This window comes from Mesorhizobium sp. M0522 (assembly GCF_040321085.1).
Taxonomy (GTDB): domain Bacteria; phylum Pseudomonadota; class Alphaproteobacteria; order Rhizobiales; family Rhizobiaceae; genus Mesorhizobium.
The window spans coordinates 31,710-57,955 of record NZ_JAMYQW010000003.1; the positions used below are offsets into that span (position 1 = coordinate 31,710).

Consider the following 26,246-nt stretch of genomic DNA (forward strand, 5'->3'; position numbering starts at 1 on the left):
CACTTCATCGGTACGCAATTGTCGGCCACCAACGCCGGCTAAATCGGGAGGTGAGTGTCGTGAGCGAAGAGATCAACGTTGCCGATGCCTACGGCAGGGGGCGCAGCACCTTCATGGGATTGCAGTTGCTGGTCTCGCCCGGTGCGCTTGTTCCTCGGCCGGAAACGGAACTGCTCGGCAAGGCCGCTCTCGATGTCCTGAGCCAACTGAACCTGCCGGTGCCTCGCGTTGTCGACATGTGCTGTGGGGCGGGCAATCTGGCGTGCGCCATCGCGCACCACGCTCCCACCGCGCGCGTGTGGGCAAGCGATCTTACCGACGGATGCGTGGAGGTCGCGCGCCGCAACGTCACTCATCTTGAAATCGAGGACCGGGTAACGGTGCTTCAGGGCGACTTGTTCAGCGCCTTCTCAGGCTTGGAGCTCGATGGCACGATCGACGTGATCGTTTGCAACCCGCCCTACATTTCGGAAAAACGGCTCGAGGGCGACCGTTCGCATCTGGTCGAGCTCGAGCCGCGTGAAGCATTCGCAGCCGGCCCCTACGGCCTGAGCATCCACATGCGGGTGCTCAAGGAGGCGCCGCGCTATTTGCGGCGCGGAGGCATCCTGCTTTTCGAGGTGGGGCTTGGCCAGGACCGGCAGGTCATGAGTTTGCTCGAGCGTTCCAAGGCCTATTCGAGTATCCGGGCAGTCACCAACCAGGCCGGTGAGGGCAGGGTGGTTGTGGGACATACGAGGGCGCAGGCGTAAGCATCGCAGCCGCGGCAGGTAGACGCGCTGTCGCGGCTAGAAACGGCCGGGAAGTTGAAACAGAGTTGCGCGAGATTTCGGCGATCAGTTTCTCTTGCGTCAGTTTCTCTTGCGCATGACGTATTGCGCAATTCCCTCGATGGAATCGAGATTCTCCGGCAGCAGCTCGCTGTCTTCGACCGTGATGCCGAAGGTCTCCTCGATGAAGCCGATAACCTCGAGCACACCCGTCGAGTCCACGATGCCCTGGTCGAGTAGCGAGGTGTCGCTCTCCAGGCTCTCGGGATCGGCTATATAGAAATTCGAAGCCAGGAAAGCGCGAATTTGTTCGCTGCAGGTATCGGTTCTATCCTTGGTAGATAACATTGATTTCGCCTCCGGTACAAAAGATGAATGCTGATCAACTTCGCCCTGGTACCGACTCATGACAGGGCCGTTTTTTTGAGCTTACCCGTGTCGGTCATCGGCAGACTGGGTACGATGACGATGGACTTCGGAACCATGAAGTTTTCCAGCCGTCTCTGGCACTCTTTCTGCAACTGCTTTTCACCGATCATGCTTCCCTGCTCCATCACGACAAATGCCTTCACTGCTTGCCCGAGCAGCTCGTCCGGAACGCCGATGACCGCGGCTTCCCGTACGCCCGCAATGTTCATCAACACGTTTTCCACCTCCTTCGGCGCTATCTTCTCTCCGCGCGATTTTATGATCTCGTCGCCGCGACCGACGAAGTAGAGATAGCCCTCGGCGTCCATCCGGCAGTAGTCGCCGGTGTATAGGACCTGCTCACCCGGCAGCGGGCCAGGCTTGAGCTTCCTGGCTGTCGCCTCCGGCTTGCCCCAATAGCCCTTCATCACCGTCGCTCCGCGGATGACGAGCTGACCAACGATGCCGGGGCCGACCCGCCTGTCATGCTCGTCGACAATCCACATTTCCGTATTGGGGATGGCGATCCCGACGCTCGACGGCTTTCGCTCCAGATCCTCCGGCGGCAGGTAGGTGCAGCGCTTGCATTCGGTAAGGCCGTACATCGAATAGATGCGGGCGCCAGAAAACAGCTCCTGCAGCAGGAGAATGTGCTTGAGCGGCAGGGCGGCCGCAGTGTTCGTGACGTAGCGAATACTCGAAAAATCCTGATCCCTGAGAGACCTGAGCTCCCCGAGTGCGGCGAAGATGGTCGGTACGCCGGGAAAACCCGTCACCCTTTCTTGCTTGATCAGCCCAAGGATCTGCGCCGGGAAGGCGAACGAGCGCTCAAGCACCAGCCGGGCGCCCGCGCCGAATGCCATGATCATCTGGTAAAGACCGTAGTCGAAGGCGAGCGGCAGGACATTGAGGATCACCTCGTCTTCGGCAAGCGCCAGGTATGAGGAAATCGAGGCGCACGCGGCGATCATGTTTCGATGCGTCAGCATCACCCCCTTGGGCTCGCCCGTCGAGCCGGATGTATAAATGATCGCAGCGAGATCGATGTCGATGCAGCGGCGCGAGGGCGGCGTGCTGCGGGCTGCCGCGACCGCGGCGTCCCAGCGCACAGCATGCGGCAATTCTTGCAGGTCGCTGTGTTCGATCGGCCCGGAGACGATCATGCGGCGCAACGATGGGCAATTCCGCGCCGGCTCCCTGAAAATCGAGTGCAGGTGTTTGTCGGTGATCAGTGCCGTCGGGCGGCAATCGTTGAGCAGATAATCAAGCTTGTCGCTTTTGGTGAGCGGATTGACGATGCACACCACGGCGTTGGCCTTGAGCACCGCCCAGAACGCAATGACGGCCTCGACAGTGTTGTCGGCGAAGACCACCACGCGATCGCCACGCGCAATTCCGGCATCGGTCAAATGGTGCGCTATGGCGTTCGAACGCATATCGAGATCGCCATAAGTGACACGTTGATTGCCGCACACCAGGGCCACCTTCTCGCCGAGCCGGCTGGCAGAGTGGGTGAGATAGTCATGCAGGAGCGGTACGGCGCCATGCATCATGCGAGCACCTCTTCGCGGTGTTCGCGGTCGATATCGATGCTGAGCTTGAGCGTGCGAGCCCCACTTGGAAGGCTCGCGATAAATTGCCGATGAAGAAGCTGCGTCGACAGCACCCCGACAAGCGCCATATTGTCGGAGTTGGACAGGTCGCCGTCGCCGGCGCTGGCCTGGCACTTGTTCAGGAGCCGGGTAACCGACTTGGGATCGAAGACGTTCGCTTCGCGCAGCGCCGCCTCCGAAAGTGCTTCGCGAATGTAGGCCGGAGCGCCATCTGCGACAAAGCAGAGCGCGTTGGGGGCCCGGTAAGGCTGCTTCTTGCGGGTGACGATTTCCGACGGCACGATCGGTTGCGCTACGCGCTTCAGCACATGCTTTTCATCGAGCACGCGCAGCTTGTAGGCGGCAGGAAGCGAATTCGCGAGTCTCACGAGTTCATGATCGAGGAACGGGAAGCGCCCCTCGACGGAATGAGCCATCAGCATTCTGTCCCCTTGTGAGGAAAGCAGGTATCCCGACATCAGCGTCTGAATCTCTATGTACTGGTCCTGCGCAAGAGAGCCCCATCGCGAAAACTCCGGCGGCAGGCGGGCAAGCAGCTCGGACACGGCGTTGCGGCGCTCCGTTTGGGCGCGCATGTCTGCCGAAAACAGCCGCTTGATGGCGCTTGTGGTACGCCAGCGCGTGCCATGCGCAAAACCAGGCGCGTCACAGGCGTGGATGTCGCGCCCGAAGAACTGGCGTGCCATCGCCTGCTGCTGCACCGGCGAGCGGCTGAGATAGGGATAGAGGCGCTCCAGCAGCCGCGAGCGTCGCGTCGAGGCGGGCTGGCGTCCCCAGAAGCGGCGGACCTTGCCCTCGCGGAACAAATCGTAGCCGGCGAACATTTCGTCGGCCCCTTCGCCGGTCAGCACGACCTTGATGCCGTGCTGGCGCACCAGTCTCGAGAGCAGGAACAGCGGCGCCGGCGCGGTCCTGAGGATTGGCCGCTCGGTGTGGTAGATCACCTCAGGGAAGATGCCAGCGATATCGCTGCGCGAAACAACCACCTCATGATGGTCACTGCCGGCCACGCCGGCAACCAGGCGCTGGAAATGTGTCTCATCATACTCGGCGTCGGCAAAACGCAGCGAGAAAGTCTGGAAGCGCTCGCCCGCGAAGCGTCTCCCCAGCGTGGCGACCAGCGAGCTGTCGAGCCCGCCGGACAAATAGCAGCCGACCGGCACGTCGGCGCGTACTATCCTGAGCGCCGTCGCGGCTTCCAGGGCGCTGCGCACTTCCTCCACCGCGTCATCAAGCGAGCCGGTGAATTCATCATCGCCGGGTCCGTCAACCTCTGGATAGTCAGGCTTCCAAAAAGCCCGCTCCCGGACGACGCCGCTGTCATAAATGCGGACATGCCCCGGCGTGAGTTCGCTTACTCCTCCAAACACGCCTTGTGGCGGCGCGACAGTCCAGAGTGTGAAAGTCTGATCGATGCCGGCTGGATCGAAGGCGCGGGGTATATCCGCATCGGCCGCGAAAATGGCCTTCACCTCGCTGGCGAAGTAAAGCCGTCCGCCATGCTCGCAAAAGTGCAGCGGGCAGATGCCGAACCGATCCCGCGACAAGACGAGACGACCTGCCACGGAGTCCCAGATGGCGACTGCCCACTGCCCATTCATTCGCTCGAAGGCGGCCTCGCCCCAGGCATGATAGGCATGGACGATGACCTCGGTGTCGCTGCGTGTGCGAAAGCGATAACCGAGCGCGACCAGGTCTTGTCGCAGCTCGACGTAATTGAAGATTTCGCCGTTGAAGACGATCCACATTGTGTCGCCCGCGCCGGCGAGTGGCTGCTGGCCGCTTGCGAGATCGATGACGGACAGGCGGGCATGCGCCAATCCCGCACGTCTGTCCCGGTAAAGGCCGCGTTCGTCCGGGCCGCGATGCGCCAGCGCGCCCGCCATGCGTATCAGCGCATCGCGGGAAGGGGGCGCCGCTGCGGCGCTCAGCGACACAATTCCGGCGATGCCGCACATCGCCTAGCCCTCGCCCATTGAAGAGGACACCAACGGCCGCGCGTGAAGATAACGTGCGGCGCGCCGCTTGCTGTCGATATCCTTGAAAACCTTCTGGACCTGCATCACGGTGAGGCCGGTTGCCTCGGCGACGTCTTCGTCGGCGATCCCATGGTTCAAGCCGTAGAGGCACAGATCCATCAGATAATAAGGAAGCGCGAAGTAGAACTCCTCCTGACTCTGCGCCATCGAGAAGGTGTCTGTGGTGGGCGGTCTGCGCCGGACCTCTTCCTCCACCCCAAGATATTCGGCCAACTGGTAGACCTGGGTCTTGTAGAGGTGGACGATTGGCATCAGGTCGGCAATTCCGTCGCCCTGCTTGACGAAGAAGCCCTGGTCGTACTCCAGGCGGTTCGGCGTGCCCGCTACCGCGTAGTTGAGGCGGTCGGCATGGTAGTATTCGGTCATCTTGCGCAGGCGCTGCTTGTAGTTGGTTGCAGCGACGATCTGCAGATAGGCTGCCGACGGCAGGCGCACCGTGTCGGTCCTGCCCTCGGGGTCCTGAACCGTGAGGCGCGTGATGTTGAGACCGTTGCTCTCGAGAACCGAGGCGAGCACCAGCTTGCATTTCCAGCCGTCCCCATATTCGGGAACGACGGTCTGGATTGCTTCGGTCTGCCGTCTATAGGCGCCGATCGCTTCCAGGGCCGGCGTTATATCCTCCAGGATCGTTTCGATACCAAGGTGTGCGGCGACAATGCGGCCGAGCCTCAGTGAGTCGCCGGAGGAATGGCGCTCCGGCATGAATATCCCGAGGACCTTGCCTTTCCCAAAGGCGCGAACACACAACGCCGCAACGACGGAGCTGTCGATGCCGCCTGAGAGGCCGACAACCACCCCTCGACGTCGCAGCGTGCCGAGGACCTGCTGGCGCAAGATCTGGACGATGCGATCGACTTCCGCGCCAGCGTCGAGCACCAGGGCGTCTTTGCCGAATGTTGAGATCAGGTCGATGGCTTGTACTCCAGTTTGCGAGACTCGATTGGCGAATAGGTTTTCGCCACCGCTTTCTCGATAAGGGGACGATTGGTGGTAAGGTGAGGCTCTACAACCAGATCAATGTGGCTGCCGACGATCGGAATCACGTCCAGATGGGCGAAGACGCTATCCCAGCCGATTGCCAGAGGCATTCCGGGTCGAGCACAGCGGAACAGGGTGCCTGTGATCGGCAGAGCCGGCTTTGGCTCGGCCACCCACTGGAAGAAGGCTTGCGCGCGCAAAACCTCTTGCAGTTCCAGTTTGGTTCTAAAGCTCGTCGCGTTGAACTGTCCTTGAGCGAAGCGGTCGAGAAACTGGACCAGTTGTGCCTCGCGCTTCATTGCCACGGCGACTTTCGCGAGGGCGCGGCATGCCATCCGGTAAGCGGACACGCGGTTGGTTCGGATTCGATTGAATGTGCGCGTAAACGTCTCCCAGCGGGCGCTTCGCTCCCCGACGAGGCTGGTGTCGAGGATGCCGAGGAACTTTACGGTTCGCCCCGCTGCCAGCAGCCGCGCCGCAACTTCGAAGGCAACAGCGCCGCCGAGCGAATGGCCGAGAAGTCGTACATGGCCCGAGGGTTGGGCGCGGCGGATCTGGTCGACGGCGGCGTCGGCCATATCGGCGAGGCTGTCTTGTCCGCGCAGTATCATAGCCAGGGCCGGATACCTGATCGGGGCAACGCGGGTCACCTTGCCCATCGCTGCTGCAAAGGCTGCAAGGCTCGGGCCATAGCCGACGGACCCCGGGAACAGAAAAAGAATGGGAGGGTCGTGCTTCTGGGCGCGCGCGCTTTGATCGCCTGCCTGGGCGGACACGACCGCCTTGACCATTTGCTCCAGGCTCATCCCGACGGTGAAGGCCTCAAGGCCGAGTTCCTGCCCGATGGCGCTTTCGATTTCCATGACGCAGTGCAGCAGCTTCAGCGAATCTCCTCCGGCGTCATCCCAGCGTCCTGCCGCCACGCGCGTATTGAGAATGCTGGTCCATGCCCGCTGGACAACCTGCTGCGCGGTCAGCTTGCCTCGCGGCTCGAGCGGACGCGCGGTCGCCGCTGTCTCTCTGGCTGAAAGATCCATCTCTGCAAGTGTCGTGATGTCGACTTTGCCGCTCGGCAGACGCGGAATCTCGGCGATCGTGTGCAACCGCAAGGGACGCAGCGGCGGCGGCAGATTGGTCCTGACAAGCTGGCGAAGCTCGTCCGAAAAGGTCGCTTCGGCCGAGCGCCGAGGAACAGCAAAGGCGACAAGCTCATTCGCGGCCGTCACGATTGCCACGGCATCCGCGACAGAGGGTGCACAACGCAGCACCCGTTCGAGTTCGGCTGGCTCGACGCGTCGACCGTTGATTTTTACCTGGCGCCCCTTGCGACCGACGATGTGCAGTAGGCCTTGATCATCAAGTCGAACGAGGTCACCTGTCGCGAAAATCCGAAGGCCTGGATCGTGCGGGTCTGATGTTGCCGGCACAACCGCCCCGTCCTCCCAATGGCCAAGCAAGACATACGGGCTCCTGATCAGAAGCTCTCCGCTGCGGCCCGGTTGAACGCGGCGGCCCGCTTCGTCGACAATTGCGAAGGTGATTCCAGGCAGCAGCCAGCCAACTGGAACCGAATCTCCATGCTCTGGCCAGTCTCGCGGCAGGAACCATTGCGAGCCGGTGGTCTCGGTTGACGAGTAACCGATCTGGATAAGGCACGTATCGGAGACGGCCTTGCGCAGCAGGGCGATGTCGGTCCAGGGCACCTTCTCGCCACCGATCCGGGCGACTCTGAGTGAATGGAACGCTTCTGCAGGTCCGTCTGCCATAAGCGCGCGAAGCAGTGCCGGCACCAGATAGGTGATTGTCACGTCTTCGGATCGCACCAGGCGTTGAACGGCGCGCAGGCCGACCGCTTCGACTTCGACCAGATGCAAGGTGGCGCCGGTGAGAAGAGCAGCAAGAATCTCCCGGCACCCGGCGATTGTGGCGGGTCCGGTCAATGGCAGGAAAACATCATCCGAGTTGATGTGGCACGCATCGACATATTGCTGGACCCGGCACAGCAAGCTGCGCTGGCTGTTAACGATGCCTTTGGGCCGGCCCGTACTCCCTGACGTATAAAGCACGATGGCGGGCGCATCGACCGAGACGGAATAAGAACGAGGCACTTGCCCAGCCTGCGAGGCCGCACTGGTCGACACATCGATCCAACTGACCAGGTGGGGCAATCCATCGGGTCGGACATTGCCCTCGCCCAGGACAGCTGAGAGCCGCGCCCCGGCCACGATTTCAAGGATACGCGAGCTAGGATCTCGCGCGTTGAGTGGCACCGAAGGCCGCCCAGCCGTCATGCTTGCCAGCATGGCAATGGGATACCAGGCCGAGTTGGCCTGAAGAATCCCTATCGCCTGTCCGTCTGGGACGGTCGCCGCGATCTGGTGGGACAGCGTCTCGACTGACCGGAGGAGCTGGGAATAGGTCAGACGATTGGCGCCGTCGCTGATTGCAAGCTTGTCGGGGTACTGGCGGACGACATTTCTCAGGTGATCGAAGGCCGCAATGTTGGTAAAATCGACGCCCAATCTTTGAAATGGGCGCAGTACGGGACCACCCTGATCCAGTGCGTATTGTGGGACACTGGACCAATTATCGGAGGTCGTTGTCTGACAATCCACCGCTAGATCCTGATCCGCGACTTCTGATCCCAAATATGCCGAAGACATGAGTTGCCTACGCTAAGATTAGGGTCACTTATCGCCCCCCGCCCCAATCTTTTCATCGATCATTCTGATGATGCCCTGATCTTCCCTCAAGGGCGCTTGGTTAGTCACTTCGCCTGTTTCGCAAGCCGCCGGCCGAGCCAATCATGCCGGGCTCGCTGGCTGTTGTGGTGCGCATGACACGGACACATGCCAAGGCGGGCTCGAAGACCAAGGTGGGGTCGAAGATGGAATTGCCGCTATTCAGGCATATTGCCTATTCGGTGGTTCTTCCGGACGACACCGGCGATGCTTCGGTGTCGGAATAGCTGCCGGGGACGAAACAATAGGCATAGATCTGTCCCCGATTTTCGTCGGTCACGCGGATCCAATCCTTTTCCCACGTTCGGAAGGTAATACGCCCGCCCGTCATCATAGCTGCGGCTCTGAACGGACTCGGCGCGTTGACAACGCGCACCGAGATAACATCGTCGCCGTCCATACGCTCGACGAGATACGTCTGCATGAAAGCCTCCCCATGCCCCGCTAGATCACCCGCACTTTAACGCCGGCTAATGAATTCGGTTGCAACTGCTTGGCGAAACTTTGGGTCCGATACTTTCCGTACCCACCGGCAACTTGGTCCTCCGTATCCGTCAGGTTTTTCAGCGACGGGATGCCAGTTCAGGGGAGGGCAGGCTGATTGCGGCCATGCCGGCGACATGCCAATCTGCGCCGCAACGTTAGGCCCCTGCCTCCGCGGGCAATGGAAAAGGCGCTCGAATGGGCTCCTTTATGCTGTCCGTGATCTGGCATTCTGCCCGTGATTTGGCCTCATCGGACGACCCTGCAGGCCTTTGCGGGACATCCACATAGCGTGGCGTCGCCATCACCGAGGCATAGCAATGTGCGTCGGCAGACAAATGGGACGGTTCGAGGTTTTCTGAACCTGCCTCACGACGACTGCGTCGTGTCGACGATCCGTTGGAACAGAAGACCTGGCGCTGGAACGTCAATCGTATTTGGCCAGGAAGCGCCCGACGGCGCTGAGGCAGTCGTACTTTTCCTCCACATGCGGCATGTGGCTGGAATTCGGGAAGACCAGGCCTTCAACGTACGGGATAAGATCCAGAAAGGGCTGGACGCAGGCCTCGGTCGCTTCGTCGTAGAAGCCGCGGAAAACCAGGGTCGGCGCCTCGATCCGATGCAGGCGGTCGACGATGGTCCAATTCCGCATCGTGCCGATGACGTGGAACTCATTGGGACCGTTCATGGTGTGATAGACGGTCGGATCTTCCTCGATTGCCGCAAATGTCCGGGCGACCTCTGGCGGCATCGGAACGACGCGACAGACATGACGGTCGTAGAAAGCCTTCGTCGCCGCAACATATTCGGGGTGATCGGTGGTTCCCGCCGCTTCGTGCCGGTCGAGCGCACTTTGCACATCGGCTGGCAACTCGGTGCGCAATTGCCGGGCTCCTTCCACCCACAGCGCCATCGAGGCCAGCGAATTGGCCAGGATCAATGCCTTGAGCCCCTCAGGGCGGCGCACGGCGTGCTCGGCCGAGAGTATGCCGCCCCAGGACTGGCCGAGCAGGGCATAATGGCCGGCAATGCTGAGATGGGCGAGCAACGCATCGAGTTCGCCCAGGAAGAAATCGACGGTCCAGAAGTCGCCGCCCTTGTCCGGCAGATGGGTCGATTTGCCGTTGCCGATCTGATCGTAGTGGATGACGGCTCGCCCGGTTCCGGCAAGCTCCTTGAATGAGTCCACATAGTCGTGGGTGCAGCCCGGTCCACCATGAGCGACGACCAGGGGCAGCTTGCCCGACCCGAGGTCCCCGGTCACACGGTACCAGGTGCGATAGCCCTTGTAGTCGCTAAATCCTTCGGTGATCGCATGTGCCGTCACAGTCCAAGCTCCGCATCATGGCGCGGCAGGAGCCACTTTGGTGCACCCCTCCCAAGCCTTGTTTGCGGCCGACGGTACTAAGCGGCCCAGCGCATTTACAGCTAGCACTTTTTATAGGTTCGCCGGTTATGGGTTTGCCCGAGGCAAGGCCGATCCCCCGCAGGTCGCGAGCCTCAATGCTCCGGTTCGAGCAGCCGGTAATGGGCGGCGAGCGCGATGGCATGGAAGCGGTTGCGCGCGCCAAGCTTTCGCGTCGCCGCGTTGAGGTGCAGCGTTGCGGTAGGCACCGCGCGGCCAATCTCACGCGCGACCTGCTTGGCCGTCAGTCCGGCAGCGGCCAGGCGCAGGCACTGACGTTCGCGCGACGTCAGATGGACATGTTGGCAGGTGCGGATTCCGGCGTCGAAACCGGCGTAGGCGGAGTCATGCAGCAGATGACCCAGATCTCCGATCTCGGCGATCAAGGGTCTGGCTTCGAGCTCGAACCCGGCCTCCGGATCGGCACGGATCGCGGTGAAGGTGGCGAGATCGCCGCCGGCAAGGCGAATGGGTACGGTGACGCCGCAGGTCATCCTGGTGTCAAGCAAATAGCTGACCACAGGATCGTGCTTGGACTGGAGCACGCGCTGCATGACGGTGCTCTGAACGCCGCTGTGCGACCAGAGAAACGGTCTCGATACGGTGAGCGCGGCCTCCTGCACCGGGTCAAGCTGATAATATCCGCCCTTGCACCAGAGATCCTGCATGTCGCGCGGCACGTTGCGCAGAGCCATCAACGAGGGCGTGATAAGCTCGCCCTTGTGACTGACCGGCACGGGCGTATAGTCGTAGATGAACGCGGTGAAACCGATGGGCTCCAGCACCTCCGTTGCCACCGCCATGGCAGCGTCGATGCTCATTCCGGTTTGGAACCGGCTCTCTAGATCGCCTGGAAGGCTTTGCATCGGGCAAGCTTACCCGCTGATGATTGCTTGTCAAATAGCCATGTCGGCCGGCTGCTCAACAAATAGGCGGGGATAAGCCTGTCCGACCCTATCTATCTTAATAGCTATCCCGTCCGGCTTCGCTCGCCGTAGTCTTTTGTGATTGGGCCAAGTAGCGGACACCGTTCGCAAACCCAGACTGTTTCAGCCGCGCAATGGTCGATCGATCGGGTTCAGCGCGGCAAAAGCCGACACGCCTCCATGAGGGAATAAATATGCGACCCCAAAAAGCATTTGCAGCGTTGATACCCTGCCTGGCTCTGCTCGGCGTGATCATGATGTCGCCGGCAAGCAGTGCCTTGGCCACCGAGGGCAAGCCAGGCGGCACACTCCGACTGCTGGCCAATGCCGCGGCAGGCACCGCCGATCCGCACATCAACTACACGCTGCAGTATTTCCAGATCAATTATGTCCTCTACGATGGCCTGGTGACCTACAAGAAGGCCGGGGACAAGACTGGCTTCGAAGTCGTCGCGGACCTGGCGGAAAGCCTCCCGCAGGTCGAGAACGGCGGCAAGACCTACGTCTTCAAGCTGCGCAAGGGCATCAAATTCGCGGATGGCTCGGATGTCACCACGAAGGACGTGGTGGCTTCGTTCCAACGCATCTTCAAGATCAGCGGGCCGACGGCCGGGACCTTCTACAAAGGCATCGTCGGCGCGGATGCGTGCTTGAAGGCCCCCGCTGCATGCACCCTCGAAGGTGGCCTGTCGGTCGACGATGCGGCCGGAAGCATTACCTTCAACCTGGTCCAGCCGGATGCCGAGTTCCTGCAGAAGCTGGCCGTTCCACACGCGTCGATCCTGCCGGCGAGCGCGCCGCTGAAGGACGCCGGCACCGATCCGATCCCGGGTACCGGACCGTACATGATCGCCAGCTACGACCCCAACAAGCTAATGAAGATTGTGCGCAATCCTCACTTCAAGGAATGGAGCAAGGAAGCGCAGCCGGCCGGATATCCGGACGAGATCGACTATGAATTCGGCCTTACCGACGAGGCGGCGGTGACGGCGGTCGAGAATGGCCAGGCGGACTGGATGTTCGACCCACCGCCGTCCGACCGTCTCGCCGAACTCGGCACCAAATATGCCGCGCAGGTCACGGTTCACCCGCTGACGGCAATGTGGTATGCGCCGATGAACACCAATCTGGCGCCGTTCAACGACATCCGCGTTCGCCAAGCCGTGAACTTCGCGATCGACCGCGCCGCGATCGTCAAGCTGTTCGGCGGCAGCAATCTGGCGCAGCCGGCCTGTCAGATCCTGCCGCCGGGCTTCCCGTCATTCGCAGCCTATTGCTCGTTCACCGCCAATCCAGGTGAGAAGTGGTCGGCGCCGGATATGGACAAGGCCAAGCAATTGGTCGCGGAATCGGGAACCGCAGGTCAGGAGGTGACGATCATCACCGAGGACACCACGGTCTCCAAGGCGATCGGCGTCTACCTGCAGGATGTGCTCAACCAGCTTGGCTACAAGACGTCGGTCAAGCCGATCTCGCAGAACATACAGTTCACCTACATCCAGAACACCAATAACAAGGTGCAGATTTCGATCTCGCAATGGTTCCAGGATTACCCGGCGCCATCGAATTTCCTGCAGGTCTTGTTCAGCTGTGCCTCGTTTACGCCGGGCTCCGACGCCTCGGTCAATATTTCGGGGTTCTGCGACAAGTCGATCGACGCATCGATGGACGAGGCAGAGGCAGCCACCATCGCCGATCCGGCCAAGGGCGCGACACTCTGGACCGCCATCGACAAGGCTGTGACGGACAAGGCTCCGGTCGCTGTCCTGTTCACGCCAAAGCGCGTCGATGTGATCTCTTCCAGGCTGAAGAACTTCACCTTCAGCCCGCAATTCTACTGGATTGTCAGCCAGTCCTGGGTGGAATAGCCGACCGGAGCCAATGCGACGGAGTGCCGCTGGCTCTCCGTCGCATTTCCTTTTCCGGCGGATCAGCGCATCTTCCAGGCCGCGATTTTTCCCAGGCAATCCTGTTCATGGTCAATGTCATTGCGGACCAGCCTGCCATCCCGGTTCGCCGGGCCACCGATGGCCCGTGGCGCACCGCTTGGCGCAAGCTGAAAGGCGATCGTTCGGCAATATCTGCCTTCGCCGTGCTCGTCGTCATTGTGATCGCCTCGCTCGCGGCGCCGCTTTATGCGCGATACGTCTCCGGCACCGATCCATTTGCGACCAATCTCAATGGCGAGATCGTCGTCGATGGGGTGACCCAGCCGGTGCTGCAGCCCTCCACCGAAGGCCTTGGCCTCGGCATGACGCCGGTCGGGCCGACCTGGCGCATCGGCCCCTATATGCTCGGTGCCGACAACCAGGGCCGTGACGTCGCGGCGCGGCTGCTTTACGGCGGACGGGATTCGCTGTTGATCTCGGGTGCTGCAGCCGTGCTGTGCCTTGTCCTCGCGACATTCCTGGGGGTCGTTTCCGGCTTCTTCGGCGGCATCGTCGACATCGGCCTGTCGCGCATTCTCGACGTGCTCTGGGCTTTTCCGATTTTCCTGTTGGCGATTTCGTTGTCGATCGTGCTGATTGCGCAGAGTATCCAGATCGGTCCGTTCGAAATCCGCTCCGGCAGCCTGTGGCTACCGGTCTTCATCATCGGCATCGTCTATGTGCCCTATGTGGCGCGGCCGATCCGCGGCCATGTCCTGACCTTAATGCATGCCGAATTCGTCACCGCTGCGATCGGCCTTGGCGCATCGCCCTGGCGCATCCTTTTGCGCGACATCATGCCCAATGTGGTGACCCGCATCATCGTTTTCGTGCCGTTGATCCTGGCGCTCAACATGATGACGGAATCCTCGCTGTCGTTCCTGTCGATCGGCGTGCAGCCGCCGGATGCCAGCTGGGGCACGATCATCCAGGACGGCCAGGGCCTGCTCTATTCGCGGCCGGTCGTGGCACTGGCGCCGGGGCTAGCCATTGTGATCACGGTGCTGGCCCTAAACATTCTGGGCGACGGCGTGCGCGACGCGCTCGATCCGAAATCCTCGCCGAGGGGCGTCTAGTGGTTGCCGCGCTCGGCTTCCGGCTTGGCCAGATGGTGCTGGTTATGTTCGGTATCAGCGTCGTCGCTTTCCTGATCTTCTTTGCGACGCCTGGCGCTGATCCATCGGCGCGCATTGCCGGCCGCAATGCTTCGCAAGAGACGCTGATCCAGGTGCGCCACGATTTCGGTCTCGACCGGCCATTGCCGGTGCAATATGGGCTGATGATGAACCGGCTTTTCGTCAGCCGCGATCTCACCTCCTTCGTCAATCGCGGGCAGCGCGTCATTCCGACCGTGATAAGCGCCATTCCCGTGACGCTGTCGCTGGTCGGCGGCGCGGCAGTGCTGTGGGTGCTCGGCGGATTGATCGTCGGTGTGATCGCAGGCGCAACGCGCGGTACATTCATTGATCGCGCGCTGATGATCCTGAGCCTGGTAGGCGTGTCGATCCCGGTCTTCTGGCTGGGCGAGGTCGCCAACCTGCTGACGCAAAGCCGCTGGCACGACAGCTGGCTGTTTTCCTGGGTTCCTCCGCTCGGCTACATCCCCCTGACCGAGAATCCCTGGGGCTGGTTCAAGGCGCTCGTCATTCCGTGGTTCACGCTGGCAACCCTTTATGTCGGCCTCTACGGCCGGGTTCTGCGGGCAAGCCTGATCGAGATGATGCAGGAGGATTTCATCCGCACCGCCCGAGCCAAGGGGATCGGCGAGCGGCGGGTGGTGCTGCATCATGGCCTCAGGACCTCGCTGGTCGCATTTGTTACCATGTTCGGCCTCGACTTCGGTGCCCTGGTCGGTGGCGGCGCGCTGCTGACCGAAGTGGTCTTCGGACTGCAGGGCGTCGGAAAACTGACCTATGAGGCGCTGCAGACGCTCGATCTGCCGATGATCCTTGCCACGGTGATCTACGCCGCCTTCTTCGTGGTGATGGCAAACTTCGTCGTCGACGTGGTCTTCGTCTTCATCGACCCGAGGGCTCGCGATGTCGGCTGATGCTCCTCTTCTGGTGGTCAAGGACCTCACCGTCTCCTTCCGCAGCGACGAGGGCCTGGTGCGCGCGGTGGGAGGTGTTTCGTTCTCCGTCGAGCAGCGCGAGATCGTCGGTGTGGTCGGCGAATCCGGTTCGGGCAAAAGCCAGACTTTGCTCGCCATTATGGGGTTGATCGACAGCCCCAACGCTATCGTCTCCGGTTCCATCCGTTTCATGGGACAGGAGCTGATCGGGCTCAAGCGGCGTGCGCTCGATGCCATTCGCGGCCGCCAGATCGCGATGATCTTCCAGGATCCGATGTCTGCGCTCACCCCGGTGCATACGATCGGCAACCAGATCGGCGAGCAGGTCCGCGCGCATGAAAAAGTGTCGGCGAAAGCGGCACGGGCGAGGGCCGTGCAATTGCTGGATGCGGTCGGCATCGCAAATCCGGATCGGGTCATCGACAGCTACCCGCACCAGCTTTCCGGCGGTATGCGCCAGCGCGCGGTGATTGCCATGGCGCTCTCGTGCAACCCGGCGCTGCTCGTCGCGGATGAACCGACTACAGCCCTCGATGTTACCGTGCAGGCGCAGATCCTCGAACTGATCGGACGATTGCGCGACCAGTTCGGTTCCGCTGTGATCCTGGTCACGCACGATCTTGGCGTCGTCGCCGAAGTCGCGGACCGGGTACTGGTGATGTATGGCGGACGCTTTGTCGAGGAGGGTGGCAAGAGCAGCGTGTTCCGGGCGCCGCTGCATCCCTACACATGGGGCTTGTTCGGCTCGATCCCGCCGATGGAGGGACCACGTCCAGCCCGGCTCGCTGCCATTCCGGGAATTCCGCCGTCGCTCTCCAACCTGCCGAAAGGCTGCGCCTTCAGCCCCCGCTGCGCCTTTCGCCACGACGCCTGTCTGGTTCAACTGCCGATCATGCAAGGCGAGAGCCATCGCGCCGCGTGCCTGTTGCCGGAGACTACGCGCAGACAATTCGCTGCCCAGAGGCCTGGCGGCGTGGTGGAGATGCAACGATGAATGCCATGCCACGCGAACGTCCGCTGCTTCGTGCCGGCGACCTGTCGAAGCGCTATAGCGTCGGCCGCTCGATCTTCCCGGCGCAGCGCCGGACCGTGCATGCGGTTGATACGGTGTCGCTCGACATCTGGCCCGGGGAGACCCTCGGCATCGTCGGCGAGTCCGGTTGCGGCAAATCCACGCTTGGCCGGTGTCTGGTGCGTCTGACCGAAATCAGCTCGGGGTCGCTGGAATTCGAGGGCCGCGACATCAGCGACGCCTCCCAGCGCCAGCTTCGTCCGTTGCGGCGGCAGATGCAGATGGTCTTTCAGGATCCCAGCGCTTCGCTCAATCCGCGCCGGCGGGTCGGCGATCTGCTGGCCGATCCGTTCCGCATCCATGAACGCCTCTCGGCATCGGAAATGGCGGACCGCGTGGCCGAGCTCCTGCGCCGGGTCGACTTGTCGCCCCAGCACGCGTCGCGCTACCCGCACGAATTCTCCGGCGGCCAGCGCCAGCGTATCGGCATCGCCCGCGCGCTGGCGCTGCGGCCACGGCTGATCGTGGCCGACGAGCCGGTCTCGGCGCTCGACGTGTCGATCCAGGCGCAGATCATCAATCTGTTCGCCGACCTGCGCGAGGAGTACAACCTGACTTATGTGTTCATCGCTCACGACCTTTCCGTGGTGCGTCAGATCTCGAGCCGTGTGGCGGTGATGTATCTGGGATCGATCGTGGAGAGCGGGCCGACCGACGAGGTCTTTGCGGCGCCCAGACATCATTACACCGCGGCGCTGCGTTCCGCCGTGCCGATACCCAGCATCGACCGGGCGCGGCGCGGCCGGCTGGTGCTCAAGGGTGACTTGCCCAGCCCGATGAGCCCACCCTCAGGGTGCCGGTTCCACACCCGTTGCCCAGCTGCCACCCCGATCTGCCGCAGCGACCGTCCGCTTCTCCAAAGCATTGGCGAGGGCCGCCTGGTTGCTTGCCATCATCCAGCCGGCGGTTGACGACGGGAATTCTCGTTCAGCGATATCGGATCAGGACCGTTCAGCCGTAATCGTCGCTTCGGCGAGAATAGAGGCCGATCTGGACGCCGCACGATCCGACGCTATGTTGCGATGATCTTCGGAATACCCGTTCAGGCATTCCTCGGCCAATTGCTGGTCGGCCTCGTCAACGGCTCGTTCTACGCAATGTTGAGCCTGGGCCTGGCTGTCATATTCGGCCTGTTGCGCGTCATCAATTTTGCCCACGGCGCGCTCTATCTGCTCGGCGCCTTCGTCGGGTACCTGCTTCTCACCCGGTTTGGCATCGGCTACTGGCCGGCTCTGATCCTGTCGCCGCTGATCGTCGGCGGCTTCGGCGTCGGGGTCGAGCGCCTGGCGCTGTCGAGGCTTTACGACATCGACCCGCTCTACGGGTTGCTTTTCACCTTTGGCCTCGCGCTCGTGCTCGAAGGAGTGTTCCGTTATTACTATGGTGTATCGGGAAGCCCTTATTCCGTGCCGCCGCTGCTCTAGGGGGGAACCAATCTCGGCTTCATGTTCCTGCCTAATTACCGCGGCTGGGTGGTGGTCGCCTCGATGATCGTCTGTTTTGGCACCTGGGCGCTGATCGAGAAGACCAGGCTGGGCTCCTATCTGCGGGCGGCGACGGAGAACCCCGGGCTGGTGCAGGCTTTCGGCGTCAACGTGCCGTTGCTGCTGACCCTCACCTACGGCCTCGGCGCCGCTCTTGCCGGGCTTGCGGGGGTTCTCGCCGCGCCGATCTATCGGGTGAGCCCGCTGATGGGATCTGACCTCATCATCGTCGTCTTCGCCGTCGTCGTGGTCGGCGGCATGGGATCGATCCTCGGGGCGATCGTCACCGGTTACATGCTTGGCCTCGCCGAAGGCCTGACCAAGGTCTTCTATCCCGAAGCCTCCAATCTGGTGGTCTTCGTCATCATGGCAATCGTGCTTCTGGTCCGGCCAGCCGGCCTGTTCGGAAGGGATGCCTGAGATGGCCGAACTGACACTTCGCGAGACGCGTGCCAAGAATTCGGCACGGCTTGAATGGGCGCTGGTCGGGCTCGGCATCGTGGCGCTGCTGGTGGCGCCTTTCTTCGTCTATCCGATCTTCCTGATGAAGATGCTGTGCTTTGCGCTGTTTGCCTGCGCCTTCAACCTTCTGCTCGGCTACACCGGGCTGTTGTCCTTCGGCCATGCGACATTCTTCGGCGGGACGGCCTATTTCACCGCATACGCGGTCAAGGTCTGGGGCTGGCCGCCGGAAGCGGGCATCCTGCTCGGTGTCCTGGGAGCTGCGCTGCTCGGCCTTGTGATGGGCTTCTTTGCCATCCGCCGGCAAGGCATCTATTTCGCCATGATCACGCTGGCGCTGTCGCAGATGTTCTTCTTCTTTTGCGTGCAGGCGCCGTTCACCGGAGGTGAGGACGGCATCCAGGGCGTGCCGCGCGGCAGGCTGCTTGGAATGCTCGACCTGAACGTCTCGATCAACATCTACTATTTCGTACTAGCAGTCTTCCTGATCGGCGTGTTCGCCATCCGGCGCATCATCAACTCGCCTTTCGGCGTGATCCTGCGTTCCATCCGGGAAAACGAGAGCCGGGCCATTTCGCTCGGCTATTCCGTCGCCAATTACAAGCTGGCGGCTTTCGTCATGTCGGCAACATTGGCCGGGCTGGCCGGCGCGCTCAAGGCGATCGTTTTTCAGTTTGCCACGCTCACCGACGTCACCTGGCAGATGTCGGGCGAGGTGATCCTGATGACGCTCCTCGGCGGCATCGGCACCATGGTCGGGCCGATCATCGGCGCCAGTCTGGTGGTCGGCCTGGAAAACACGCTCGCTACCTCGAGTTTTCCGGTGACCATCGCCACCGGCCTGACCTTCATGGTCTGCGTGCTGGTTTTCCGGCGCGGTATTGTCGGTGAGGTCTATGCGCGGTTTCTCGGGCCAAAGGGTGACGCGAAAGATTGAAACGGCTCAGTTCCGCCTCGCTAGGCGATGCGTAAGCCTTGCGCGTCGAGAAGCACGCAGCCCAGCGGGTCGAAGCAGACATCGACCGCTTCGCCTTCACGCAGCGGCTGGCCGTCGATCAACGTGTTGGCGCGCACCAGCGTGCCGGCGCCGATGTCGATCTCGTAGACCGCATTGCCGCCGAGATAGGAGGTCGAGACTATCCGTCCCGCCAGCCTGTTGGCACCACCGGCGGTACCGACGGTAAGCTTCTGCGGGCGAACGACGACGGTGACCGCGCTGCCGGTCGCGAGCGCCTTCGGCGCGGCCGCCTTTACGACATGGCCGCTGGCCAGCGCGATCGTCGCCATCTTGCCGTCCATCACTGTCACGCTGCCGGGCAGCATGTTGGCCTTGCCAAGGAAATTGGCGACGAATGCGGTGGCCGGCTGGTCATAGACCTGCGCGGGGGAGCCGATCTGCTCGATCAGGCCGGCGTTCATCACGACAATGTGGTCGGACATCGACAAGGCTTCTTCCTGGTCGTGCGTCACGAAGATAGCGGTGATGCCCGTCTCCCTCTGGATTTTCTTGATCTCGACGCGCATGTCCTCGCGCATATTGGCGTCGAGCGCCGACAAGGGCTCGTCCAGCAGCAGCACTTCCGGCTCGAAGACGATGGCGCGGGCCAGTGCGATGCGTTGCTGCTGGCCGCCCGAGAGCTGCGACGGCAGCTTTGTCTCACTGCCGGGCAGCCGCACCATATCCAGCGCCTTCTTGACCCGGCGCACGATTTCCGGTTTCGGCACGTTCCGGTATTTCAGGCCGAATGCGACGTTGTCGAAGACGTTCTTGTGCGGAAAGAGCGCGTAGTTCTGGAACACCAGACCAATGTTGCGCTTGTAGATCGGGATGTCGTCGACCCGCTTTCCGCCGATCGAGATCTGGCCACTGGAGATGTCGACCAGGCCCGCGATCGAGCGCAGGATAGTCGTTTTGCCGCACCCGGACGGCCCCAGCAAGGTGACGAAACTACCTTTGCGGATTGCCAGTGAAAAATCGCGCACAGCGGCGAACTTGCCGTAAAAAATATCGATGTCGCGAAACTCGACCGCAGGCTTTCCTATCGGCTGCCGCTCGCTCTGGGCGAGCGGGTCGCCATCAGCCCCGGCCGAAGCCGGCCGGGGCTGCTGGTCGTGGCTGTTGTCGTCATGCACCTTTCGACACCCTGTCCCATTGCTTGGTCCAGGCGTCTTCGTTCTTCGCCCAGTAGAGCGGATCGGCGAAGGTCAGCGATTTCATCGATCCAGTCGGGTCGAAGGCCGGAAGCGCCGCGATCTTGTCGGTCAGCTTCACCTTGGTCGGGTCAAGCGACGGCGGATAGTTCTGGCCCTCGGCGACGGCGATCGAGGTGGCAGGATCCAGCATGAAGTTGATCAGTTCCTCGCATTCGGCCATCGGCGAACCCTTGAGGACCAGCATGTCCTCCATCCACGCGTATGAGCCGGCAGGGTCGAGATAGCCGATCGGCTGGCCCTGCTGCTGCAGGGCGGCGACACGTCCTGACCATGCGTCGGTGACGACGATCTCGTTGCGCGACAGGAGGTCCATCAGTTCCGCGCCGGAACTCCAGAATTTCTTGGCCAGGTCGCGGGTCTCGCGAACCTTGGCCCAGACGACGTCCATGTCCTGGATGTTGTTGGGGTCCTGTTTCGTCTGCAGCGCCGCATACCAGACGCGCGTCGTCATATCGGCGTAGCCGCCGATCTTGCCGGCATATTTCTTGTCGGTAAGCAGGTTGGCGCCCTTTTCCTTGGCTTCCTCCGGCGAGATGACCTTGTTGTTGTAGGCGATGCCGGTGGTGCCGTAGTCATATGGCACTGCCGACAGCTTCGGCGTGATCTTGCGGAACGGCTCGATCATGGCGGTCAGGACATTCGCCATGTTCGGAATGTTCGCCTCGTTGATCTCCGAATTGAAACCACCATTGACGTATTTGATGTAGTAGTTGACGCCGGAAGAATGGACGATCTGGAAGTCGCCTGGTTTCGACGTCTTGATCTTGGTGATGATCTCGTTCTCGTCGCCAAAGGTGCCCTGGACGACCTTGACCTTGGACTTGGCGGTGTAAGGCTGGAACGCGTACTTATCGATCGCCTCCTGCACCACGCCGCCCCATCCGTCGAAGCGCACTTCCGAAACCGCGGCCAGCGCCCGTCCCATCCAGGGCACGGAAAGCCCGGTGGCGGCGGCAGCGGCGGCCGTCAGCGTCAGGAATGATCGCCGGCTGATGTCGCCATTGGCATAGCGTTCGTTGAGCCGTTCCAGTCGTTTGGTGGTTGTCAGTTTCATTTCCATTCTCCCATTTTCATTTTCACTTGCCTGCCTTGAACCAGGTGAGGCTTTGCAGGATGAGCCCGCCAGCCAAGGGAATGCCGACCGTCAAAAGGATCATGATGGTTCCGAGCGCGTTCACCTCAGGGCTGATCGAGATCTTCAGCATCGAAAGGATTTGCGTCGGCATGGTCTCGACGCCCGCCGGCCGCCAGAACAGGCTGGCCGAGGTGTTGTCGAACGAAATGGTGAAAGCGAGCAGAACACTGGCAAGCACTGCGGGAATGAGCAGCGGCAGCGTGATTTCGCGGAATGTCGACACACGCGGCGCCCCGAGCGAAAGCGCCGCCTCCTCATAGGAGCGTTTTATGCCAACCATGCGCGCCTGGACGATCAGCACCACGTAGGGGAGCGTGAGCAGAATGTGGCCGAGCACCAGCAGCGTCATGCTGCGCGGCTGGTCGACGGCTTTGATCATGACCAGCAGGCCGACGCCGAGTATCGTTTCGGGGACCAGCGCGGGAAGAATGACAAGCGTGTTGATCGCCTGCTTGCCACGGAACTCGAAGCGCACCAGCGCCAATGCCGCCATGATGCCGAGCAGCGTCGTCACCGTTGCCGTCACCAGGGCAATCCACATCGATGTCCGGAAAGCGTCGAGAACCGGCTCGTTGGTGAGCAGCTTTTCGTACCATCGCAGGCTGAAGCCGGTGAGGGGAAAGCCGCCGAACATCGAGGCGTTAAAGGAAAGCACGACCGTGGCGAGGATCGGCGCAAACATGAAGACGTAGACGCACACCGTGATCGCGCCGGTCAGCCGCCACGCCCATCTGCCTTCGCGATCGGGATGATCCGCTCTCATGCACTGAGGCCCTTCATGATCTGCGATAGGCCCATATAGCGGCTGTAGGCGGCCGCGGCCGCGCCGAGCAGGACGAACAGGACGATGGAAAGCGTGGCGCCCATCGGCCAATTGAGCTGCCCCATGATGGTGTCGTAGATCAAGTTGCCGAACAGCGCATCGCGGCTGCCGCCGAGCAGCTGCGGCGTCACATAGGAGCCGGCCGCCAGCACGAAGCAGAGCAGCAGCCCGGCGCCCAGCCCCGGCATCGATAGCGGTAGGGTCACTTCGCGAAACGCCTGCGCGCTGGTACAGCCCATGGAGCGGGCGGCGGCGATCAGCGTGCGGTCGATGCTTTCCAGGCTGACATAGACATTCAGGATCATATAGGGCAGCAGAAAATGCAGCAGCCCCATGATGACGGCGCCCTCGGTGTAGAGCATCGGCAACGGCTCGTTGATAACCCCCAGCCTGATGAGCACGACGTTGATCAGCCCCTGTTCGCCGAGAATATGGATCCACGAGAATGTCCGGATGGTGAAGCTGATCCAGAACGGCACGATGAGCAGCAGCAACAACAGCCATTTGTGCCTGAAGGTCGTGGCCCAGATGAAATAGGCGGGGAAATAGCCAAGGATCGCGCAGATCACAGCGGTGATGGCGCCGACGCGAACGGTCTTCCAAAGAAAACCGTGATAGTAGCTGTCGGTGAGGAATTCCTTCCAGTTGTCGAAGGTCAGCACCGCCGACTCCACCCCCGCGGTGACGAAGGTGAAAAACGTGTAGACCGTCATCATCGCGATCGGCAGCAGCAGAAGCAGGGTAAGCAGTAAAAGCACAGGCGCGACGAGGACCCAGGCCAGTCGCTGATCGTATAATTTCCACCCTTTGGTCACGACCCGTCCAACCACTTTATGTGCAAGCCGCCATCACCGGGCTCGGCTCCGGACTAGATTGGGCGATCGGCGTTCAGGTGTCCACTCTGCATATGGCTCCTGCACAAATTCTGTGCAGGGCCACCGCGCGACCCTCGCCCTGCCGGATTCAACAAATTGCCCGGCGTTCCGCCTGCACATTGATTAAATCAGATATCCCGATATACAGGATAATTTCGGATATAGATTTTACATGGGCCGGGCAATTTCATGAGTCGCAATTTTCTGGTGATTGAACCTGAGGAAGGCATTGCCGTGCTCAAGGGGCTTGCCTCCTCGGCGCGGATCTCGATGCTGAAACTGCTGCATGAGAAGGGGCCGATGAATGTCAACGAAATCGCCGCCGTGCTGTCGCTTCCGCAGTCGACCGTCTCGACCAACATCCAGGTGCTGGAGGATGCGGGGCTGATCCGCACCGAGAACCTGAAAGCGAAGAAAGGCAGTCAGAAAATCTGTTATCCGACGGCCGAAGAAGTGCTCGTCGTGTTCAAGAGCGAATATCATGCGGTCAAGAACGACGCGATCGAAGTGTCGATGCCGATCGGGCTTTATACCGGCTTCGAGGTTACCGCGCCCTGCGGCCTTTGTTCGCCGGACGGCATCATCGGTCTGCTCGATGTGCCGAACACTTTCCTCGATCCGGACCGCATGAAAGCCGGTCTGCTATGGTTCACGCGCGGTTTTGTCGAATACCAGTTCCCCAACAATGCCAAGCTCGCCAATGCCGAGATCACCGGACTCGAAGTTGCGATAGAGCTGTCTTCGGAAGTGCCGGGCACCAGCGCCGATTGGCCCTCGGACATCACGCTGACGATCAATGGCGTCGATGTCGGCACCTGGACGTCGCCGGGGGATTTCGGCGACAAGCGCGGCGTCTTCACGCCCTCCTGGTGGAAGCTCAAGGGCTCGCAATACGGTAAGCTGAAGAACTGGCGAATTGCCAATGACGGCACCTATGTCGACGGCCTCAGGATTTCCGAAACCGGCCTCGCCGCACTCGATCTGAAGAGCCATCATTCAATCCGCGTCCGTATCGGCGTCAAGGACGACGCCAAGCGCCCCGGCGGGATCAATATTTTCGGCAAGGGCTTTGGAAATTACGATCAGGACATCCTGCTCAGGATCAAAACTGGTTGATATCATGAAACCGGGTTCTGAAGATAACGCAGCAATTTCAACCATCTGGCTTTCTGCTGTGCCAAAGCGTTCGTCTAATTGTCCTACATTTGGGTATTTTGGCTTGACGAAGGGCTGCCAATTCCTCTTTGATATCGGGCAAGATGATTTAAATCATCGTTTGTGATATCGATGGGAGGAATGCATGAAGGCAGCCGTTACGGCTCATCCGCATTATGTCGTCTCGGAAATCGATCCGAGGCTCTACGGATCCTTCATCGAGCATCTGGGGCGGGCAGTTTACACCGGCATCTATGAGCCCGGCCATCCGACAGCGGATGCCAACGGCATGCGTCAGGACGTCGTCGATCTCGTCAGGGAACTCAATGTTCCGATCGTCCGCTATCCCGGCGGCAATTTCGTCTCGGCCTACAATTGGGAAGACGGCATTGGCCCCAAGGAACAGCGCCCAGTGCGCCTCGACCTCGCCTGGCACACGTCGGAAAGCAACGAAGTCGGCCTGCATGAATTTGCTGATTGGTGCACCTCCGCCAACACCGAGATGATGCTTGCCGTCAATCTCGGCTCGCGCGGCCTCGATGAAGCCCGCAACCTGCTGGAGTACGCCAACCATCCCGGCGGCAGCAAATGGAGCGACAAGCGCATCGCCAACGGCCGCAAGGAGCCCTTCGACGTCAAGCTCTGGTGTCTCGGCAATGAAATGGATGGCCCCTGGCAGATCGGCCACAAGACCGCGGACGAGTATGGCCGGCTGGCGCATGAGACGGCCAAGGCCATGCGCGCCTTCTCCAAGTCACTCGAGCTGGTGGTCTGCGGCTCTTCGAATGCCAAGATGCCGACCTACCCTGAATGGGAAGCGACGGTTCTCGACCATACCTACAACGAGGTCGACTACATCTCGCTGCACATGTATTTCGACAACGAAGCCAACGACGCTCCGAACTATCTCGCCATGAGCGAAAAGCTCGACGACTACATTGTCTCGGTCGCCGGCGTCATCGAGTATATCAAGGCCAAGAAGCGCTCCAACAAGCAGGTCTACATCTCGTTCGACGAATGGAACGTCTGGTACCATTCCAAGGAGCAGGACAGGAAGATACTCGGCGGCAGCAACGGCTGGCCGTTCGCCCCGCCGTTGCTCGAAGACATCTATAATTTCGAGGATGTGCTGCAGGTCGGCCTGATCCTCAACACCTTCATCCGCCGTTCCGATGTCGTCAAGATCGCCTGCCTGGCACAACTGGTCAATGTCATCGCGCCGATCATGACCGTTCCGAATGGCCCGGCATGGCGGCAGACGATTTTTTATCCCTATCTGTTTGCTTCTAACTATGGTCGCGGCAATGCGCTGGATCTCAAGGTGGAAAGCCCGACCTACAAATCCAGCGTTGCGGGCGACGTCGCCTATGTCGATGTTGCCGGCGTGCACGACAGGCAAACCGGCCACGTCACCTTCTTCGCCGTCAACCGCCATTCGAGCGAGGCAATCGAAACAGTGGTCGACCTCACCGGCTTCGGCGCGGCGGAGATCGTCAATCACCAGGTGATGGCACACGCCGATCTGAAAGCCGTCAATTCGGCCGAAAACCCTGGCAATGTCGGCCCCAGGAAGGGTGAGGGCGCCTCGCTCGCCGGCGGCAAGCTGAGCCTGTCACTGCCGGCCTATTCCTACCAGGTCATACGCCTGAGGCTCTGAGTTCAGG

The 26,246-nt window shown here is 61.3% G+C and carries 21 protein-coding genes and 1 pseudogene; 10 read left to right on the forward strand and 12 right to left on the reverse strand.

Features of this window, described 5'->3' with window-relative positions:
• Positions 1-59: 59 nt before the first annotated feature.
• Positions 60-752: a N5-glutamine methyltransferase family protein gene (locus NKI58_RS05065; RefSeq protein WP_023675627.1), complete on the forward strand. Its 693-nt coding sequence runs from the start codon at positions 60-62 to the stop codon at positions 750-752.
• Positions 753-851: 99 nt separating this feature from the next.
• Here the strand turns inward: NKI58_RS05065 and NKI58_RS05070 are convergent, their stop codons facing one another.
• The 8 genes from NKI58_RS05070 to NKI58_RS05105 form a co-directional block, all read right to left on the reverse strand.
• Positions 852-1,118: an acyl carrier protein gene (locus tag NKI58_RS05070; protein WP_023675628.1), complete on the reverse strand. Its 267-nt coding sequence runs from the start codon at positions 1,116-1,118 to the stop codon at positions 852-854.
• A gap of 56 nt (positions 1,119-1,174) precedes the next feature.
• Positions 1,175-2,731: a class I adenylate-forming enzyme family protein gene (locus NKI58_RS05075; RefSeq protein WP_352569014.1), complete on the reverse strand. Its 1,557-nt coding sequence runs from the start codon at positions 2,729-2,731 to the stop codon at positions 1,175-1,177.
• Positions 2,728-4,749, reverse strand: coding sequence for an asparagine synthase (glutamine-hydrolyzing) (gene asnB, locus NKI58_RS05080; RefSeq protein WP_023675630.1), 2,022 nt, complete (start codon positions 4,747-4,749; stop codon positions 2,728-2,730). Before asnB ends, NKI58_RS05075 begins: the two co-directional genes overlap by 4 nt.
• Before the next feature lie 3 nt (positions 4,750-4,752).
• Positions 4,753-5,736, reverse strand: coding sequence for an NAD(+) synthase (gene nadE, locus NKI58_RS05085; RefSeq protein WP_023675631.1), 984 nt, complete (start codon positions 5,734-5,736; stop codon positions 4,753-4,755).
• Complete coding sequence (locus NKI58_RS05090; RefSeq protein ID WP_023675632.1) at positions 5,733-8,471, reverse strand: non-ribosomal peptide synthetase; 2,739 nt, start codon at positions 8,469-8,471, stop codon at positions 5,733-5,735. The genes nadE and NKI58_RS05090 overlap by 4 nt, the downstream gene beginning before the upstream one ends.
• Before the next feature lie 253 nt (positions 8,472-8,724).
• A complete protein-coding gene (locus NKI58_RS05095; protein ID WP_156937305.1) occupies positions 8,725-8,973 on the reverse strand; it encodes a hypothetical protein in 249 nt (82 codons plus the stop codon).
• Positions 8,974-9,459: 486 nt separating this feature from the next.
• A complete protein-coding gene (locus tag NKI58_RS05100; protein ID WP_023675634.1) occupies positions 9,460-10,359 on the reverse strand; it encodes a proline iminopeptidase-family hydrolase in 900 nt (299 codons plus the stop codon).
• A 173-nt stretch (positions 10,360-10,532) separates the two neighbouring features.
• Positions 10,533-11,258 (reverse strand): LuxR family transcriptional regulator, encoded by a 726-nt coding sequence (locus NKI58_RS05105; protein WP_245274646.1) that lies wholly within the window; start codon positions 11,256-11,258, stop codon positions 10,533-10,535.
• Positions 11,259-11,557: 299 nt separating this feature from the next.
• Between NKI58_RS05105 and NKI58_RS05110 the strand changes: the two genes are divergently transcribed.
• From NKI58_RS05110 to NKI58_RS05140, 7 genes and pseudogenes are all read left to right on the forward strand, one after another.
• On the forward strand, positions 11,558-13,231 hold the full coding sequence (locus tag NKI58_RS05110; RefSeq protein WP_023675636.1) for an ABC transporter substrate-binding protein: 1,674 nt from the start codon (positions 11,558-11,560) through the stop codon (positions 13,229-13,231).
• Between the two features lie 107 nt (positions 13,232-13,338).
• Positions 13,339-14,367, forward strand: coding sequence for an ABC transporter permease (locus NKI58_RS05115; RefSeq protein ID WP_352576404.1), 1,029 nt, complete (start codon positions 13,339-13,341; stop codon positions 14,365-14,367).
• Entirely contained in the window at positions 14,367-15,341 is a 975-nt protein-coding gene (locus NKI58_RS05120; protein ID WP_023675638.1) for an ABC transporter permease, read from the forward strand. The genes NKI58_RS05115 and NKI58_RS05120 overlap by 1 nt, the downstream gene beginning before the upstream one ends.
• Positions 15,331-16,356 (forward strand): ABC transporter ATP-binding protein, encoded by a 1,026-nt coding sequence (locus NKI58_RS05125; protein WP_352784198.1) that lies wholly within the window; start codon positions 15,331-15,333, stop codon positions 16,354-16,356. The genes NKI58_RS05120 and NKI58_RS05125 overlap by 11 nt, the downstream gene beginning before the upstream one ends.
• A complete protein-coding gene (locus NKI58_RS05130; protein WP_352784201.1) occupies positions 16,353-17,345 on the forward strand; it encodes an ABC transporter ATP-binding protein in 993 nt (330 codons plus the stop codon). The genes NKI58_RS05125 and NKI58_RS05130 overlap by 4 nt, the downstream gene beginning before the upstream one ends.
• Before the next feature lie 111 nt (positions 17,346-17,456).
• Positions 17,457-18,338: pseudogene (locus NKI58_RS05135) on the forward strand (branched-chain amino acid ABC transporter permease).
• A gap of 1 nt (position 18,339) precedes the next feature.
• Positions 18,340-19,317: a branched-chain amino acid ABC transporter permease gene (locus NKI58_RS05140; RefSeq protein ID WP_352784203.1), complete on the forward strand. Its 978-nt coding sequence runs from the start codon at positions 18,340-18,342 to the stop codon at positions 19,315-19,317.
• Positions 19,318-19,337: 20 nt separating this feature from the next.
• Here NKI58_RS05140 and NKI58_RS05145 read toward each other — a convergent pair whose 3' ends face one another.
• The 4 genes from NKI58_RS05145 to NKI58_RS05160 are packed head-to-tail and all read right to left on the reverse strand — an operon-like array spanning position 19,338 to position 23,367.
• A complete protein-coding gene (locus tag NKI58_RS05145) occupies positions 19,338-20,513 on the reverse strand; it encodes an ABC transporter ATP-binding protein (protein ID WP_352784206.1) in 1,176 nt (391 codons plus the stop codon).
• Positions 20,506-21,648 carry an extracellular solute-binding protein gene (locus NKI58_RS05150; protein WP_352824216.1) on the reverse strand — a complete coding sequence of 381 codons (1,143 nt, stop codon included), beginning with the start codon at positions 21,646-21,648 and terminating at the stop codon, positions 20,506-20,508. Before NKI58_RS05150 ends, NKI58_RS05145 begins: the two co-directional genes overlap by 8 nt.
• Positions 21,649-21,670: 22 nt before the next feature.
• On the reverse strand, positions 21,671-22,492 hold the full coding sequence (locus tag NKI58_RS05155) for an ABC transporter permease (protein WP_352743553.1): 822 nt from the start codon (positions 22,490-22,492) through the stop codon (positions 21,671-21,673).
• Complete coding sequence (locus tag NKI58_RS05160) at positions 22,489-23,367, reverse strand: ABC transporter permease (RefSeq protein ID WP_023675645.1); 879 nt, start codon at positions 23,365-23,367, stop codon at positions 22,489-22,491. Before NKI58_RS05160 ends, NKI58_RS05155 begins: the two co-directional genes overlap by 4 nt.
• 249 nt (positions 23,368-23,616) lie before the next feature.
• On the opposite strand from NKI58_RS05160, the gene NKI58_RS05165 reads away from it, so the two are divergent.
• Positions 23,617-24,543 (forward strand): ArsR/SmtB family transcription factor, encoded by a 927-nt coding sequence (locus NKI58_RS05165; protein WP_352784211.1) that lies wholly within the window; start codon positions 23,617-23,619, stop codon positions 24,541-24,543.
• A gap of 184 nt (positions 24,544-24,727) precedes the next feature.
• The gene (gene arfA / locus NKI58_RS05170) at positions 24,728-26,239 is read left to right on the forward strand and encodes an arabinosylfuranosidase ArfA (RefSeq protein WP_352784213.1); all 1,512 of its coding nucleotides are present in this window, start codon (positions 24,728-24,730) and stop codon (positions 26,237-26,239) included.
• The last annotated feature ends 7 nt before the right edge of the window (positions 26,240-26,246 follow it).